15 protein-coding genes, 2 tRNA genes and 1 other RNA gene are annotated in these 15,436 nt (G+C 53.6%); 10 read left to right on the top strand and 8 right to left on the bottom strand.

Annotated features, from left to right (window positions below; all coding sequences use genetic code 11):
* Positions 1 to 153: 153 nt before the first annotated feature.
* The 3 genes from pepN to VVR27_RS05305 all read left to right on the top strand — a co-directional run bounded on the left by pepN (position 154) and on the right by VVR27_RS05305 (position 3,759).
* Positions 154 to 2,691, top strand: coding sequence for an aminopeptidase N (pepN, locus tag VVR27_RS05315; RefSeq protein ID WP_368547381.1), 2,538 nt, complete (start codon positions 154 to 156; stop codon positions 2,689 to 2,691).
* An 81-nt stretch (positions 2,692 to 2,772) separates the two neighbouring features.
* The gene (locus VVR27_RS05310; RefSeq protein WP_368547379.1) at positions 2,773 to 3,225 is read left to right on the top strand and encodes a globin; all 453 of its coding nucleotides are present in this window, start codon (positions 2,773 to 2,775) and stop codon (positions 3,223 to 3,225) included.
* Between the two features lie 30 nt (positions 3,226 to 3,255).
* Positions 3,256 to 3,759: a MepB family protein gene (locus VVR27_RS05305; protein WP_237206514.1), complete on the top strand. Its 504-nt coding sequence runs from the start codon at positions 3,256 to 3,258 to the stop codon at positions 3,757 to 3,759.
* Positions 3,760 to 3,885: 126 nt separating this feature from the next.
* Here VVR27_RS05305 and VVR27_RS05300 read toward each other — a convergent pair whose 3' ends face one another.
* Both VVR27_RS05300 and VVR27_RS05295 read right to left on the bottom strand, forming a co-directional pair.
* Complete coding sequence (locus VVR27_RS05300; protein WP_368547377.1) at positions 3,886 to 4,035, bottom strand: hypothetical protein; 150 nt, start codon at positions 4,033 to 4,035, stop codon at positions 3,886 to 3,888.
* Between the two features lie 124 nt (positions 4,036 to 4,159).
* On the bottom strand, positions 4,160 to 4,864 hold the full coding sequence (locus VVR27_RS05295) for a hypothetical protein (protein WP_368547375.1): 705 nt from the start codon (positions 4,862 to 4,864) through the stop codon (positions 4,160 to 4,162).
* Positions 4,865 to 4,941: 77 nt separating this feature from the next.
* Here VVR27_RS05295 and VVR27_RS05290 point away from each other — a divergent pair, with 77 nt between their 5' ends.
* Entirely contained in the window at positions 4,942 to 5,871 is a 930-nt protein-coding gene (locus VVR27_RS05290) for an acyl-CoA thioesterase (protein ID WP_368547373.1), read from the top strand.
* Between the two features lie 73 nt (positions 5,872 to 5,944).
* On the opposite strand, the gene ettA is transcribed toward VVR27_RS05290, so the two are convergent.
* Positions 5,945 to 7,624 (bottom strand): energy-dependent translational throttle protein EttA, encoded by a 1,680-nt coding sequence (ettA, locus tag VVR27_RS05285; RefSeq protein WP_368547371.1) that lies wholly within the window; start codon positions 7,622 to 7,624, stop codon positions 5,945 to 5,947.
* 188 nt (positions 7,625 to 7,812) lie between these two features.
* Between ettA and VVR27_RS05280 the strand changes: the two genes are divergently transcribed.
* Positions 7,813 to 8,205, top strand: a complete 393-nt coding sequence (locus VVR27_RS05280) for an MmcQ/YjbR family DNA-binding protein (RefSeq protein WP_368547369.1) — start codon at positions 7,813 to 7,815, stop codon at positions 8,203 to 8,205.
* Between the two features lie 98 nt (positions 8,206 to 8,303).
* On the opposite strand, the gene VVR27_RS05275 is transcribed toward VVR27_RS05280, so the two are convergent.
* Positions 8,304 to 8,906, bottom strand: coding sequence for a single-stranded DNA-binding protein (locus tag VVR27_RS05275; RefSeq protein ID WP_368547367.1), 603 nt, complete (start codon positions 8,904 to 8,906; stop codon positions 8,304 to 8,306).
* A gap of 252 nt (positions 8,907 to 9,158) precedes the next feature.
* On the opposite strand from VVR27_RS05275, the gene VVR27_RS05270 reads away from it, so the two are divergent.
* Positions 9,159 to 9,713: a DNA-3-methyladenine glycosylase I gene (locus VVR27_RS05270; RefSeq protein ID WP_368547365.1), complete on the top strand. Its 555-nt coding sequence runs from the start codon at positions 9,159 to 9,161 to the stop codon at positions 9,711 to 9,713.
* Between the two features lie 38 nt (positions 9,714 to 9,751).
* On the opposite strand, the gene VVR27_RS05265 is transcribed toward VVR27_RS05270, so the two are convergent.
* From VVR27_RS05265 to mptB, 3 genes are all read right to left on the bottom strand, one after another.
* Positions 9,752 to 10,687 (bottom strand): serine hydrolase, encoded by a 936-nt coding sequence (locus VVR27_RS05265; protein ID WP_368547363.1) that lies wholly within the window; start codon positions 10,685 to 10,687, stop codon positions 9,752 to 9,754.
* Between the two features lie 119 nt (positions 10,688 to 10,806).
* Positions 10,807 to 10,879 (bottom strand) — tRNA-Arg (locus tag VVR27_RS05260).
* Positions 10,880 to 10,956: 77 nt separating this feature from the next.
* A complete protein-coding gene (gene mptB / locus VVR27_RS05255) occupies positions 10,957 to 12,531 on the bottom strand; it encodes a polyprenol phosphomannose-dependent alpha 1,6 mannosyltransferase MptB (protein ID WP_368547361.1) in 1,575 nt (524 codons plus the stop codon).
* Positions 12,532 to 12,681: 150 nt separating this feature from the next.
* On the opposite strand from mptB, the gene orn reads away from it, so the two are divergent.
* From orn to def, 3 genes are all read left to right on the top strand, one after another.
* Positions 12,682 to 13,308, top strand: a complete 627-nt coding sequence (gene orn / locus VVR27_RS05250; protein ID WP_368547359.1) for an oligoribonuclease — start codon at positions 12,682 to 12,684, stop codon at positions 13,306 to 13,308.
* Positions 13,309 to 13,473: 165 nt separating this feature from the next.
* Positions 13,474 to 13,546 (top strand) — tRNA-His (locus tag VVR27_RS05245).
* Between the two features lie 81 nt (positions 13,547 to 13,627).
* A complete protein-coding gene (def, locus tag VVR27_RS05240) occupies positions 13,628 to 14,200 on the top strand; it encodes a peptide deformylase (protein WP_346873194.1) in 573 nt (190 codons plus the stop codon).
* Positions 14,201 to 14,249: 49 nt separating this feature from the next.
* On the opposite strand, the gene rnpB is transcribed toward def, so the two are convergent.
* Positions 14,250 to 14,604, bottom strand: an RNA gene (gene rnpB, locus VVR27_RS05235) — RNase P RNA component class A.
* 31 nt (positions 14,605 to 14,635) lie between these two features.
* On the opposite strand from rnpB, the gene VVR27_RS05230 reads away from it, so the two are divergent.
* Positions 14,636 to 15,403, top strand: a complete 768-nt coding sequence (locus VVR27_RS05230) for a YaaA family protein (RefSeq protein WP_368547357.1) — start codon at positions 14,636 to 14,638, stop codon at positions 15,401 to 15,403.
* Positions 15,404 to 15,436 lie beyond the last annotated feature (33 nt).

Genomic DNA, 15,436 nt, shown 5'->3' with positions numbered 1-15,436 from the left:
TTATGTAATTCACAGACCAGCACCTAAAATGATGGTTAATGCAGAGCAAATGGCATCTCCCTTGATTCTAAATCACCTGCCTATTTGCTGCGTAGTCGCGCTGCTTCATCAGCGTCATTATTTTGTTGAGCTATTCACATCTAAAGGATTTCCATGCCAGGAATGAACCTCACCCGCATCGAAGCGCAAGAACGCGCAACGGTCATCACCCACGTCGATTCTTACCGAATTGAGCTGGATCTCACCCGCGGCGAAAGGGTATTTGGGTGTAAAACACAGATTAATTTTGATGCCGTGGCCGGGGGCGAAACGTTCATCGACGCCATTACGGACGCGGTGCACACCATCGAACTCAACGGCGAGCAGCTACCGTTAGACCTAGCTGATGGCGTGCGTATTGGTTTGCCCAACCTCTCCGAAAAAAACGTCCTAGTTATTGAAGCGGATATGCTCTACACCAACACAGGTGAGGGCTTACACCGCTTTGTTGACCCCGTGGACGGCGAGGTCTACCTCTACTCGCAGTTTGAGGTGCCTGATTCCCGCCGTGTGTACCCCGTTTTTGAGCAGCCTGATCTTAAGGCTGAATTTGAATTTGTGGTCACCGCCCCGGCCCACTGGGTAGTTGTATCTAACCAGCCTGAGATGAACGTGATGGACGCTGGGGAAACCAAGACCTGGAACTTTAAACCCACCCCTCGCATGTCCTCTTACATCACCGCCATCATCGCAGGGCCCTACGATTCGGTGCACTCATCTTTGACCAATAGTGAGGGCCGCGAGATTAGGCTGGGTTGCTATGCCCGCAAGTCACTCATGGAGTACCTGGACCACGAAGATATTTTTGAGCTCACCCGCCAGGGCTTCGAGTTCTTTGAAGATCAGTTCTCTACCCCCTACCCCTTTGAGAAGTACGACCAGCTCTTTGTGCCTGAATTCAACGCTGGTGCCATGGAAAACGCTGGTGCTGTCACCTTCTTGGAGAACTACATTTTCCGTTCAAAGGTGACTGAAGCAGTAGTGGAGCGCCGCGCCATTACCGTGCTCCATGAACTAGCCCATATGTGGTTTGGTGACCTTGTCACCATGAAGTGGTGGAATGACCTGTGGCTCAATGAATCCTTCGCTGAGTTCATGTCTACCCTGGCAGCAGCAGAGAACACTCGTTTCGCGTCTGAAGCTTGGGCCACCTTCTCTGCCTCAGAGAAAACCTGGGCCTACAACCAGGATCAGCTCTCATCCACTCACCCCATTGTTGCCCCTATCCGTGACCTGCAGGATGTCCAGGTCAACTTCGATGGAATCACTTACGCCAAGGGGGCCTCTGTACTGCGCCAGCTGGTTGCGTGGGTAGGTCAAGATAACTTCATGGCTGGGCTCAAGGTCTACTTTGAGAAGCACAGCTGGGGTAACACTGTGCTCGATGATCTTCTGGTTGAACTTGAGGCTGCCTCTGGTCGTGATGTTCAAGCATGGAGCTCCCTCTGGCTTGAGACGGCTGGGGTTAATACCCTGACCACCGAGGTAGCAGAGGCCAGCGACGGCACCATCGAAAAGCTCGTCATCCACCAGAGCTACGCTAAGGGCTACGAGACCCTCCGCCCCCACCGTCTGGTGGTTGGCTTCTACCGTCTTGACAACGATGCGCTGGTACGCACTGACCGCATCGAGCTGGATGTTGATGGAAAGACCACCGAAGTTGCGCAGGCAGCCGGGCTGCAGCGTCCTGATTTGATTTTGGTTAATGATGAGGATTTGGCCTACGCCAAGATTCGTTTAGATGATCGTTCCCGAAAAACCGCTGTGCAGCACCTTGGCGCTATTGGTTCACCGCTGGCTCGTGGGGTGGTGTGGGGCTCACTGTGGGATACGGTGCGGGACGCAGAAATGCCTGCCCGTCAGTTCGTTGACCTGGTGCTCAATAATATTGCTGAAGAGACCAACTCCACCGCTGTTCGCGTGCAGTTGCTCAACCTCGAACATGCACTCAAGGCTTTCTTGGCGCCCTCCCACGCAGAGAAGACGCGCGCACTGGCAGCTAACCGCATGTGGCAGATTGCTCAAGCGGCAGAAGCGGGTTCTGACCATCAGTTCCAGTTTGTGACCAGCTTTGCCCGCCTGGCCCACACCGATTTGCAGCTCGATGCTATTGAGGCTCTGTTGACCGGCGATAAAACTCTTGAGGGGCTAGAGATTGATACTGACCTCACCTGGGTTCTCTTAGGTTCACTGGCAGCTGGAGGACGCCGCACTGCAACTGATATTGATGCCGCACTTGCCGAGGACAACACATCAAACGGCCAGCAGGCTGCCGCCGCTGCACAGGCATCGATACCAACTACCGAAGCCAAAGCTGAGACCTGGCGGGCAGTAGTTGAAACCGGTGAACTGTCTAACATTGTGCAGCGCTCTGCCATCTCGGGCTTTTACCGCGGTTCACGTGACCTAGCTGAGGACTACGTTGAGAAGTATTTTGCAGCTGTTGAAGGGGTGTGGCGCGAGCGCTCCCATGAGGTTTCAACCCAGATTGTCACGGGGCTCTTCCCCAAGGTCTATACCCAACAGCTCCTGGAACGGGCTGAAGCCTATCTCGCCCAGCTACCGGAGGACGCGGCGTCTTTGCATCGACAAATCTCTGAGTGCCGCGACGCACTCGCTCGAGCGCTCAAGGTACAGTCAGCTGATATCTAAACAACGTGTCTGAGGAAGGGGGGCAGGGTTTCGTTGCTGAAGCCCTGCCCCTGGTTTTTGGCCTGTCGGTAGACTGGAACTATGAACAACCTACCCAACCCCGCTCTTAGCCTGGGCACCAACAATCAGCCTGCCGCCCAACACCCTGTTACTGAAACCAACCAAAATACCTTTTACTACCAGGTAGGCGGCAGACCTGTCTTTGAGAAGCTTTGCCGCGAGTTTTATTCTCAAGTGGCAGCTGACCCCGAGTTCAAAGCCATGTACCCGGAAGAAGATTTAGCCCCGGCAGAACGTCGTCTCTTCATGTTCTTGGAACAGTACTGGGGTGGGCCTAAGGACTACCAGGCAGAACGCGGGCACCCCCGCCTGCGCCTGCGACACGCTCCTTTTCATATCGGTCCCAAGGAGCGGGACACGTGGCTCCGCTACATGCGCACCGCCATGGACACGCTGAACCTCTCACCCCTGCACGATGCAGAGATGTGGGACTACTTTGAACGTTCTGCGCACGCTATGCAGAATCACTCATAAGTAAAATTCTGGCTGCGCAGGACAAAAACTATGTGCTCAATAAAAACCCATCCAGATTCTGCCACTCCGGTACAAAGCTTGAGAGAAAAAATCCGCTCCTTCCAATTTCTTGACGCGCTGATAAAAAGCGGTGAAATTGACGAAATACAACAGGTGACCACAAGCCCCTACAATTCTGAGTACGAGGCTCTTACCTTCAGCACATCAGAAAACAGCTACCAGTCACGGATGGGTAGGAAAACGCCCAAGAAAAACGGATACTTTCTCGCGCTCTGGCAAAAAGATGCTACAGGCTCGAACATCCCTTTCACCGCTAAAGAATTTTGTGATTATCTACTGGTATTCATTTCAGATGGACACTTGCATGGTTACTTTTCTTTTCCACGCAAGGTACTTGCCGAACGAGGAATTCTAGCTAGTGAAGGAAAACGGGGAAAGATGGCGTTTCGGGTTTATCCTAGCTGGTGCGTCGATTTAAACCCCTCAGCCCATCGAGAACAAAGCTGGCAGCTACATTATTGGTCAGCCATGTAATTCTCCGCATCTGAGCCCCGACCAACTAAATACTTAAGCGGTCTATTTGTGCAGGAGTGGTGCGGCTGTAAGCAGGTTCTTCACCCAGCTCCTCAACGCCTTAGAAGCAGTGGTTTTGGTTAATAATTAGCCCAATATTTTGGTGAGGACGAAACCGCCCGGCGAGCTCAGACGAACCCGCTGCCCGCTGGTGTAAATAGGTACAGCGCCCTCAAATTTTGAGGGCAAAAATTCTAGTACCTCGATGGCAAAGGCTAAGCCACGGGGAATCTTCACATCATCATGAGACAGTGAACGCCCTGGAGCTATCGCCCCTGCACGACGCTGAAATGTGGGACTACTTTGAACGTTCAGCGCACGCTATGCAGAACCGCGCTCAGTAAAAGTACCCGGTCAAACGTTACTTGGTGCGCACCAGCACATGACCAGCTTTACCCGAGACACGTGCCCAGTCACCGTTCGTGAAGACGAGCAAGGGCTCGGTGGCACGCGGTGGTAAAAAGCCAAGAACTTCCAGGGCGAAGGCCACCCCAATAGGCAGGGTCACACTGGCATCCGGGGCTTCAAGCGAGGACGCCCAGATACGAGACCTCACCGTGGTGACTACGGCGTGACCTGGGTTTTCGGGAAGAGCCTTATCAACCGCTTCAATGCCCGCACGTGCAGCTGACCGGGCATCGTCCGATAGGTAGAAGCCCGCCCTTTGCCAGCCGCCGGTGGGGGGCGCTATCCCCGCCCACGGCGCCGTGGCAGTCACCGGCGGCACCATCAGTCTAAAACCTGTTTCTTCAATCCGGGCGAGCCGGTCTAAGAGGGCTGCTGCCGGAGCAGTGACATCAAGGTCAGACCTTTCCCCCAAGCTGATCGCTCGAAGCCCTAGCACCGTGGGTGTTTCATTATCAAAAAGGTCAGCTGGGGCTAACGTGCAGACATAAACGCCCAAGACGCCCCCCTTGCCCTGCAAACGCACAGCGGCCTGCGGATCAACCGACTTAGCTCGCGTGATAAAAGTAGCTAGATCCCTGGCAGCCTTGGCATCGGGGAGCTGAAAATAGGCTGACTCTGCAGTCGTGGGCTCAAGCCCCAAGGCGGTTTGATCATTCATTGATATTTCTCTCTTATCGTCAGCTAGCGTAGAAGTTACCCACACAACCCTATACGAGATATGAGAAAGTAGTTTCTATGAGTGAAGAAAAGAACAGTGCAGAAACCTACCGCCTCGATCAGTTATCGCCCACCCAGAAACTGGTGCAGATGCTCTCCCCCGTTCCAGGTATAGCCCGTGCACACGAACAGGTATTTAGTGCCGTGACGCTAACCCGCGAAACTCCTCGTATCTTTGGCGGTCAGGTACTGGCACAAGCCATCGTGAGCGCAGCACACACGGTGGAGAAGAAGCAGATTCACTCATTGCACGGTTACTTTTTACGCCCCGGTAATGTGGATGACCCGCTCTCTTATGGCGTCGAGAGCCTCAACGAAGCTCGTTCGTTCGCTACCCGCCGTGTACAGGCCTACCAAAATGGGGCACCCATTTTCTCGGCTATTGCCTCTTTCCAGTCTGAGGCGAGAGGGCCTGAGCACAGCTCAGATTTCCCTATGAATGTGCCTGACCCAGAATTACTACCTACCGCCGCAGATTTGCTGGGCCATATTGATCTCCCGATGGCACAAAAAGTGGCCTATACCCGCCCCTTCGATGTGCGCCATATAGCCACCCCGCTTTACACCTCCCCCGCTGTTTCCCCCACCCCCACCAATATGGTGTGGTTCAAAACATTCGAGCCGCTGCCCGATAATCCCACCCTTCATCAGGCAGCACTTGCTTATGCCTCCGACTACACTCAGTTAGAGCCGGTGCTACGCAATCACGGTAAAAGCTGGCTAGAGCCCGGTATGAAGGTGGCCTCGCTGGACCATGCCATGTGGTTCCACCGCCCGGCCCGCGCCGACCGGTGGCTCCTCCTTGTACAGGAATCCCCCAGTGCTCAGGACGCCCGCGGCTTGTCTATCGGTAGAATCTTCACGGCCTCAGGCAAGCACGTGGCAACGGTAGCCCAGGAGGCAATGCTGAGACTGCCCGAATACCGCTCATCAAATGGTTCATCATAAATCGTATAACTGCTTAAACTAAGAACCCGCCCCTCCATGAGTTATGGAGGTGCGGGTTACTTTAGGGTCACATTTAGCGCGTGAGCTTACGGTGAACAACGCGGTGCGGCTTAGCGGCATCGGGGCCCAGACGCTCTACCTTGTTCTTCTCGTAGGACTCGAAGTTACCCTCGAACCAGTACCAGTTATCGGGCTGACTCTCGGTGCCTTCCCAGGCCAGGATGTGGGTAGCTACTCTGTCGAGGAACCAACGGTCGTGGGAGACCACGACAGCACAGCCGGGGAATTCCAGTAGCGCATTTTCCAGGGAGGTCAGGGTTTCGACGTCCAGGTCGTTGGTGGGTTCGTCGAGGAGCAGAAGGTTGCCACCCTGTTTGAGTGTCAGGGCAAGGTTCAGGCGGTTACGCTCACCACCGGAGAGCACACCGGCCTTCTTCTGCTGGTCCGGGCCCTTGAAACCAAAGGCTGAGACGTAGGCACGCGAAGGCATTTCAACCTGGCCAACCTGAATGTAATCCAGACCTTCAGAGACGACCTCCCACAGCGACTTTTCAGGGTCGATGTTAGCGCGGTTCTGGTCAACGTAAGAGATTTTGACGGTTTCGCCTACCTTGAGCTTGCCGTCGTCCAGAGGTTCAAGACCAACAATGGTCTTAAAGAGGGTTGATTTACCCACACCGTTGGGGCCAATGACACCTACAATGCCGTTGCGGGGCAGTGAGAAAGACAGACCATTAATCAGGGAGCGGCCGTCAAAGCCCTTCTGCAGGTTTTCGGCTTCGATAACAACGTTACCCAGGCGAGGTCCGGGCGGAATCTGAATTTCTTCGAAGTCCAGCTTGCGGGTCTTCTCAGCTTCAGCTGCCATTTCTTCGTAGCGTGCCAGACGAGCCTTTGACTTAGCCTGGCGGCCCTTGGTGTTGGAGCGTACCCACTCAAGTTCGTCTTCAAGACGCTTAGCGAGTTTGGCGTCCTTCTTACCCTGAACGGCAAGGCGAGCGCGCTTCTTCTCTAAGTAGGTGGAGTAGTTGCCTTCGTAGGGGTAGAGGTTACCGCGGTCAATTTCAGCGATCCACTCGGCAACGTGGTCCAGGAAGTAGCGGTCGTGAGTAATCGCGATGACTGCACCTTCGTAAGACTTCAGGTGCTGCTCTAGCCAGAGCACAGACTCGGCGTCCAGGTGGTTAGTAGGCTCATCGAGCAGCAGCAGGTCAGGCTTCTGCAGTAGCAGCTTACAGAGAGCTACACGGCGACGTTCACCACCGGAAAGGTGGGTAACGGGTGAGTCGCCGGGAGGGCAGCGCAGAGCGTCCATTGCCTGTTCGAGCTTGGAGTCAATATCCCAGGCGTTAGCAGCGTCAATGGCTTCCTGCAGTTTGCCCATTTCTTCCATGAGCGCGTCGAAGTCAGCGTCTGGGTTAGCCATCTCTTCTGAGATTTCGTTGTAGCGAACGATCTTTTCGTAGATTTCGCCTACGCCTTCCTGGACGTTGCCCAGGACGGTCTTTTCTTCGTTGAGCGGCGGCTCCTGCATGAGGATGCCCACGGTGTAACCGTCAGAGAGTCGTGCTTCGCCGTTGGAGGGAGTGTCGATTCCCGCCATAATTTTCAAGATGGTGGACTTACCGGCGCCGTTAGGGCCGACCATACCGATCTTTGCACCGGGGAAGAACGACATTGATACGTCGTTGAGAATGACCTTATCGCCCACAGTTTTGCGGGCTTTGGTCATGGTGTAAATAAATTCAGCCATGGGTTTAAGCCTACCGTGTGCGGTCAAATTACGCAGTTTTCACCAGAGCCACTCTTATATACGTCAAAGATTAACCCTCCTAGCGCCAGCAGAAAAGGGTCTAGATTTGTTATCCACGCTGTCTCTTTCGGCACAAGACCCTTCCTTCAGCTGAAGCACGTTGCGGAAGAGAGCAGTAAGCTACACCTATGGACGGCGAACAGATTCAGGCGATAGCTCGGGGCGTAGCTGAAAGGCTACGCGAGAGCGAAACGGTGTACCCCTTTGGCCCCGAGCACGAAGTCTACAAGGTAGGCAGCAAGATTTTTGCTATGTGTACCGATGGCCCGGGCGCACCCATTGTCACCCTTAAAAGTGACCCTGAAGAATCACACGTACTTCAGTTAGCGCACCCCAATATCAGACCAGGGTGGCACATGAACAAACGCCACTGGGTCAGTATCTGGCCGGTGGATGCTCATGCACCAAATAATCCTGACTTTAGCGAGCAGCTGATTGAAGAGCTCATTGAGGACGCCTACATGAGAGTGGTGTTCTCACTCCCCAAGGCTAAGCGCCCCCTGGAGTACCGTGAGCGATAGGAATAAAGAGCCCCGGCGGTGCGCTCAGCGACCGGTGGAGCGCACCACCAAACCGTCTAGGGAAGGTTCGGGCTCTTTTCTCCACACACCCAAAGACGCTAGGTGGTAACGGAAACAGCGGCTACATCCGTTTCTTCTGCTTCGGTGAGCCCGAAATTCGGAGGCGACTGCTGTGCGCTCTCGTTGCTGGGCTGAGGCTCACCAGCCTGCGGGGAGACCTCTTGATGAGGGAAGGTAGCATCTGCATGAGGTGCGGGTGCTGGAATTTGAGCGAGCTGACGTTCACCCTGAAGTTGCTGTTCAAAGCTCTTGTCGACGTCCCCAACATCAGGGCGGCGATCTGAGACCCGCTCAAAGCGGGCGATTCCAAAGTTGAGGTCATGGCCGATGCTTGAGGCATCGATTTCAATACTGGTGCCCTGCGACCCGTCACTGCGTTCAAACTGCTTAACTTTCAGGCGTCCAGTCACCAACACGGGCTGACCCACGTGAAGACTGCGGGCACTATTATGAGCCAATGCTCGAAAACAATTGACGGTGTACCAGTTTGTATCTGATTCACGCCACTGCCCTGTTGAATTATCAAACCAGCATGGAGTTGATGCTAATCGGAAATTAGCTAGAGGGATATTTGTCTTCGGTAGGTATTTTTGGGTGGGGGCGGTGGCGATGTAGCCTCTCACTGTCACGGTATCTGTCATGGCTCCTCCTTGAGCTACTGGGGTAAAGGTTGGGTAGCTTTAGCCTGACACTCCAGGAAGAGGTCTTGAAAGGAGCCTGGGCGCTGTGGATAAACTTACTGACTTGGGGAGCTGAGGTTTCTGGGACTTCTGAAACAATGTGGTGACTGTGAGACGCGCTCATCAAAGTTTGTGTCGGGTTCTGTCCACAGCCGTTGACCAGCGGCACATGAGCCACCTAGGTTGTTTCTACACCGTTATGGAGGAGCGATCATGGTCTATAAAAATATCGGAGCTGAGGTTGTGGCGGGTATAGAGCGCAAGGAACCTTCCTGGGTACGAGATGATCCCAGCCGAACGTATTTCCTTGAAGAATGGCAGAACGTGCCGCGCACGCAGCAGGCTATGTTTGAGCACCTTTGCCTTTTGGTCTTTCAAAATGGGCTGTGGTGGAGCGTAGTCCTAGGTAAGCGAGAAGCTATCAGCAGACACTTCAAAGGGTTTTCTCTAGAGGCTGTTGCTTCTCTTACCGAGCACGATATTTCTCAGATGCTCTCCGATAGATCCATGATTAGGAATGAAGCTAAAATTCGGAGCTGTATCGCTAACGCACAGGCTTTGCTTCATCACAGCATCAATCTTCCCGACTTATTCGAACAGGCTTTTGACTCACCCGCCATCTTTGACTCGGTCAGTGAGCTACCCAAGACTTTAGTGACGACAGATAGGATTGCTGACGTTCTCAAGGACGCTGGAGTGCAGCGTGCCGGTCAGGTTGTGTGCTGCGCTCTAGCCCAAGCAACGGGTTTCATTAAGCTAGGTGCCTAGCCGTATACGGCTGGAAGGGATGAGCCGGGCAATGACCATTAGCCAGCATGATCGAAGTAGGCTTGCACAGCTGTACTGGCAACTTCGTAGCCGATGTTTACATCACTAAAGCCATGAGAGAGCAGGGCTATAGAGAAAGTATTATCTTCTGTCTGCACCACGCCTATAGAGTTGACGTACCAGGTACCCGCCTCGTCCTGAATCCACCCGTTTTTCACGGAGACCTGCTGAACTTGCTTTCCAAAAACAGTCTGGTCTTTTTGAGAACCCACGCCCCAGAGCTGCGACCAATCATTCGGATTCATCGTTTCTAAGAGGTATTCAGCATCGGTCTTACTGATCCAGTGGATATCTTCAACGATAAACCGCATAATCTTGACGTAGTCCTCTGCCCAGGTCTGGTTATTACCCCAGGTGCCCTCGCTACGAGTCTTCGTAGCACCCAATAATTCGTAGGTTTTGTTAAGAGATTGAGAGCTTGCCTCTGAATCGGCGCCGGGCCCCGTAGTGCCAATCCGTCTAAATATTTCTGTGGTGGAGGAGTTATCTGAAAAACTGATAGCAGCCTCGATGAGCGCTTTTTCTTCCTCCGTTAGAGTGCGCTGTTCAAAGACTGCACGGCGCAGAAGAGTTAGAGCTATGGGAACTTTGACGATTGAGGCTTCATAAGACCACTCATTAGCATGGTGGAGGAAGGTTTTATCTTCTTCATGATTGTAGACGGCCAAGCTAATCGTTGCTGAATGCTCAGTTTCAAGACTGGACAGAGCCTCATTGATATCCACGTCTTTTCGATCATTAAGGTGTTCCTGCCCGGAAGCTGTGATTTGTTTTCGGTCCCCATCGCCTCCGCAACCTACCAGCACAGGCCCTAAAGCTAGAAGAGCAGCAGTCGCTTTGAGCGTGCTTCTCCGCGAGCGCGCAGTGGGGTGTAGATTAGCATCGCTAGAGGGGAAGAAAGTTCGCTGGGGCATAGGTCCAGTCTATTCTCAAGTGCAGTATCCGATGCTCTAAATGAGAGGATAGTTTCACCATAAATACTTGATTAAACAAATATCCCCCACCTCTTTGATGAGGTGAGGGATACGTGAAGTGCCCCAGGAGGGAGTCGAACCCCCGACCAAGAGATTAGAAGGCTCCTGCTCTATCCACTGAGCTACTGAGGCTGAACGTGTTTTATTCTAGCGTGGGTGCACCTCAAAGTCATATCAGTGGTAGAGTTCCACACCCCCGGAGGCTCAGGCTAAATTGAGACCTCATAAATCGATGAACGCTGGGCACGGCGTAATACTCGGCGCGTAGCAGGGTCTAGGAAGACCAGCCACGATGCGTAGGCAACGCTGATAACCGCTGCGATTAGGCGACCGATATTCTGATCAAAATCTTCAAGGTAGGGTGATACCGCCAGCTGATCTGAGACCGCGTAAATCATAAAGAAGAGTGTGGTTAAGAAGTAGAAATCGAGCTGCCAGTCTGTTCTAATACCGGCTACCACCAAGAGCGGTATAAACCAGAGTAGATACCAGGATTGAATCATGGGTGAGAAGAGCACCACGAAGCCGATGGCGAGACCGGTTCGCTTCACCAGGTTCTCGTCCTTCCCGATGAACATAGTGAGTACGGCAAGACCCATACCAATCAGTTTGCCCAGGCTGAAGAAAGCATCTCTGATGCTGTTGGCTAGATCATTATTCCCGGTCATCGAAACAATAATCTGGTTGATCTGTAGGCCCAAAAACCCGATAAGGGTGTACCAGATGTATTGGCCGCCGGTCGTTGAAAGAGCAGAAATCCACCCAAAGCCCAGACCAGAAGCCCAGCCCAAGAGAGCTAGCTCGGCCACCGAAACTGCCAAGGTCAGCGCCCAAAAGACAAAGCGACGGGGCCAGCTGGCCCCTCGTCCAGCCCAAAACAGCCCGATGAAGGGCAGGGCTACCAGGGCTATGGGCTTTACAGCTACCGCCAGAGTGACCAGGGTGGCACCTAGAATGCCGCCCACTGCGTCCCTCCGGGAAGCTGCGTGGTAGACACCGGCGAGGATAAAGCCCGTCATCAGGGCATCATTATGGCTAGAGGTAATGAACGCTGCAATAAATAGGGGGTTTGCTACCACCAGCCAGTTAGCGCGCGTCCCATTGATTCCGTGGAGTTTAGCCAACTTAGGCACATAAATGGCAATCAGGATGACGCCCAGCATTGCTACACCTCTAAAGAGGTAGAGGGCAGTATCAACAGACTCCCCCGCCATACCTGCCACTATTTTTTCAATCCACAAGAAAACAGGCCCATAGGGTGGTGCAGATTCCGCCCACATGGGATCTGCCCCGTACTGGAAGAAATTGTTGACTGCGGAGACCCCGTATTCGTAGGGATTAAGGCCGGCTTGCATCAGACGCCCCTGAGCAAAGTAGGAGAAGACATCGCGGCTATAAAGCGGGAAGGCGAACAGTTGGGGGGTGATCCAACATATGGTGGCAGCCCAAACCCATCTCTTAGCCCGTTCATCCCAGACCATGAGCTTCTGCACCATACGCAACCATTCACGGCAGAGCATCATGGCACCAATCACCAATAAAGCAATACAGGTAATCAGACCAGGAGTGGTGTAGCGCAACGGAATAATCCACTCAACCCGGCGGAAGGGGGAAGCATCTGCTAGCCATCCCACACCGAATGAAGCAAACATCACTAGCAGGGACCCAATGGTGCCGAAAATCAGCGTTCTTAGGGGGCTACCTGTTACATAGTGCGCAGTTTTGCTGTTATAGCGGTGCACCGGTTTGCTGGCGGTAGTTGCCTCCACATTTCTGGGGCTCATCGTTCTCCGTGAGTTGCGCTGTTAAAACACCCCCGATTTTACCCGCCCGTTGCTCTCATCGGCACCGATGCTCATCCCCCGCTCTCAATAAATTATGGTTTTTACCTCTAAGACCAGACAAGTATCAGCTGGGGCTAGTACATTGGTGGTGTGTCTATTAGTAATGAACGAATTGTTTGGGTCGACTGTGAAATGACCGGTCTGTCCTTAGAGAATGATGCTCTGATTGAAGTGGCAGCCCTTGTGACCGATGGTGACCTCAATATTTTGGGTGAAGGCGTCGATGTAGTCATCAAACCGGCCCCAGGCCCTCTTGAGCAGATGGATGATTTTGTGCGCAACATGCACACGGAGTCTGGTCTTATCAATGAGTTGGACGGCGGCATTAGCATGGCTGAAGCAGAGCAGCTGGTCCTGGACTACGTTAAAGAATGGGTTCCAGAACCCCGAAAGGCTGTGCTGGGCGGCAACTCTATCGGTACCGATAAGACCTTCCTCGTGCGGGATATGCCACAGCTCATTGATTATCTGCACTACCGGGTGATTGATGTGTCAACGATTAAAGAACTATCTCGCCGCTGGTTTGAAAAGGCAACCTACAACGCCCCTGCTAAGACCGGCAATCACCGGGCTCTAGGTGATATTCGTGATTCGATTGATGAGCTCCGCTACTACCGTGGAACCATTTTTGTACCCGCCCCTGGCCCGGATAGCGCCACCTGCCAGCAGGTAGCTCGTCAGGTGAGTGAAACCCGCCAAGAAGTTAACCCTGTTTAGCTCGCACGAAAGCAGCTCACCTTGATAATTCACCTAGAATTCAAGTGAGGATGGTCACCCCGCAAATCACAGACTCAGTTTTACAGCTGGTAAAAATCTGTGTAAGCTATTACCTGTTGCCAAAACAAAAGTGAAAGAAATTTAGCTAGCGTTTTAGTAAACATGGTGGTCGTAGCTCAGTCGGCAGAGCGCCTGGTTGTGGTCCAGGAGGTCGCGGGTTCAACCCCCGTCGATCACCCAGAATAAAGAGGGCCGCTACGGTAAACGTAGCGGCCCTCTTTTTATGTGCCCTTATAGACCCACACGGTAAGGTTGAGATATGACAGTTCTACCCATCGTTGTGCACGGTAACCCCGTGCTTCACCGCCCGGCCGCACCCGTTACGTCCTTTGATGATGACCTAAAGCAACTGATTGCTGATATGTATGAGACGCAGGAGCTTTCCAACGGTGTGGGCCTTGCAGCTCCCCAGGTGGGAGTCGGTTTGCGGCTCTTTACCTATAAGTTTGACAACGAAGACGGAGTGCCCCCATTGGGTGTTGTTGTCAATCCTTTGCTCACCCTGGGCAAAATCTCAACCTCAGAGCCTGATCCCGAAGAAGAAGTGGAAGGGTGCCTCTCTTTCCCCGGTTATTCCTTCCCGCTCAAGCGCGCTGAATGGGTTACAGTGAGCGGCCAGGATGCTGATGGGAACCCCCTGAAATTTGATGCTACAGGCTGGTTTGCCCGCGTCATGCAGCACGAAACAGATCACCTCGATGGAAAACTTTATGTGAACCGCCTTAACCCCCGCTACACCAAGAAGTACAAAAAAGTGGTGAAAGCTGAGGGGTGGACTGTTGACGGCAACAGCTGGGTGCCGGGTGTAGACCCGGACCCCTTCGGTCACTAAGAATTCAAAATGACGCCCGCTCAACTGAGCGGGCGTCTTAAGTATTGTAGGGACGGGGTGCCCTATAAGCCGGGTTCTGTACTCGTTGCCGAGCGGCAATCATCCATCTAGACCCACCATTGCTCGTGGGTTCAAGCAGCCTACCCGGGCACTTCGCCGCACTGGCTACTAGCATGCCCTGTTTGACCTTGCTCCGAGTGGGGTTTACCGAGCCACCCCGGTCGCCCGGGGCGCTGGTGAGCTCTTACCTCACCGTTTCACCCTGACCGCACCAGAGATGCGGCGGTCTATTTTCTGTGGCACTGGCCTGCAGGTTACCCTGAGTCGACGTTATCGACCACCCTGTGCTGTGGAGCCCGGACTTTCCTCGAAACCTTAGGTCTCGCGATTGCCCAGGCACCCCGTCTACCCCTCAACTTTACTACACTAAAAACTATGCTCATTCTTCTACCGCCCTCCGAAGGTAAGACTCCCGCCACAGGTACTAACCCCGTTGAGATGGGTGATTTATCGTTCCCGCAGCTCACCGAAGCCCGCGAGCGCGTGGTAGAGGAGCTAGCTCAGGTGAGTGCAGAAGAAGGCGCCGCTGAACAGCTCAAGGTCGGTAAGTCCTTAGTGGCTGAGGTTGAAAGAAATACTCGCCTCTTAGCTGAGCCAGCTGCACCTGCGGCCCAGGTGTACACCGGGGTTTTGTTTGAAGCGCTTGATTATGCAAGTTTAGGTACTGCAGCTCAAGAAAGCGCTGATCGGTCGCTTCTGGTGATTTCAGCGCTCTGGGGTGCGGTGAGCTTAAAGGACTGTCTCCCGGCTTACCGTCTCTCAATGGGAGTGAAACTAGGTAGCTGTGGGAATCTGGCAAAATTTTGGGCCGGTGAGCTGACGTCGGTTCTATCTGGTGCCTTCGGCGGTCAGTTGGTTATTGATTGCCGGTCAGCCGCTTATGCTAAGGCATGGACACCTGAACCTCAGCTTACCTATGCGGTAAGAGTTGAGAAGATGCTGCCCGACGGCAGCCGCAAGGTGGTCTCACATATGGCTAAGCACTACAGGGGTTTGCTGGCAAGATACCTGATTGATGAAGGCCTTACGAACATCAACAATATTGAACAGCTACTACCCCGGCTCTCCCCTAAGTTCACCGTGGAGCTGAGCGCCGCAACAGATAAAAAGCCCGGCACCCTCACCCTGGTGGTGAAAGAGTAGGACGCCGGGCTTGGGGTCCTGTCCGTAGCTGGA

The sequence above is a fragment of the Rothia sp. LK2492 genome, assembly GCF_040946345.1.
GTDB classification, from domain to species: domain Bacteria; phylum Actinomycetota; class Actinomycetes; order Actinomycetales; family Micrococcaceae; genus Rothia; species Rothia endophytica.
This window is presented reverse-complemented; position numbering and strand designations above follow the sequence as displayed.

What these genes read in the sequence shown, in the direction of transcription:
- pepN (WP_368547381.1), top strand. Translation starts at nt 154, where the DNA reads ATGCCAGGAATGAACCTCACCCGCATCGAAGCGCAAGAACGCGCAACG.
- VVR27_RS05310 (WP_368547379.1), top strand. Translation starts at nt 2,773, where the DNA reads ATGAACAACCTACCCAACCCCGCTCTTAGCCTGGGCACCAACAATCAG.
- VVR27_RS05305 (WP_237206514.1), top strand. Translation starts at nt 3,256, where the DNA reads ATGTGCTCAATAAAAACCCATCCAGATTCTGCCACTCCGGTACAAAGC.
- VVR27_RS05295 (WP_368547375.1), bottom strand. Translation starts at nt 4,864, where the DNA reads ATGAATGATCAAACCGCCTTGGGGCTTGAGCCCACGACTGCAGAGTCA.
- VVR27_RS05290 (WP_368547373.1), top strand. Translation starts at nt 4,942, where the DNA reads ATGAGTGAAGAAAAGAACAGTGCAGAAACCTACCGCCTCGATCAGTTA.
- ettA (WP_368547371.1), bottom strand. Translation starts at nt 7,624, where the DNA reads ATGGCTGAATTTATTTACACCATGACCAAAGCCCGCAAAACTGTGGGC.
- VVR27_RS05280 (WP_368547369.1), top strand. Translation starts at nt 7,813, where the DNA reads ATGGACGGCGAACAGATTCAGGCGATAGCTCGGGGCGTAGCTGAAAGG.
- VVR27_RS05275 (WP_368547367.1), bottom strand. Translation starts at nt 8,906, where the DNA reads ATGACAGATACCGTGACAGTGAGAGGCTACATCGCCACCGCCCCCACC.
- VVR27_RS05270 (WP_368547365.1), top strand. Translation starts at nt 9,159, where the DNA reads ATGGTCTATAAAAATATCGGAGCTGAGGTTGTGGCGGGTATAGAGCGC.
- VVR27_RS05265 (WP_368547363.1), bottom strand. Translation starts at nt 10,687, where the DNA reads ATGCCCCAGCGAACTTTCTTCCCCTCTAGCGATGCTAATCTACACCCC.
- mptB (WP_368547361.1), bottom strand. Translation starts at nt 12,531, where the DNA reads ATGAGCCCCAGAAATGTGGAGGCAACTACCGCCAGCAAACCGGTGCAC.
- def (WP_346873194.1), top strand. Translation starts at nt 13,628, where the DNA reads ATGACAGTTCTACCCATCGTTGTGCACGGTAACCCCGTGCTTCACCGC.
- VVR27_RS05230 (WP_368547357.1), top strand. Translation starts at nt 14,636, where the DNA reads ATGCTCATTCTTCTACCGCCCTCCGAAGGTAAGACTCCCGCCACAGGT.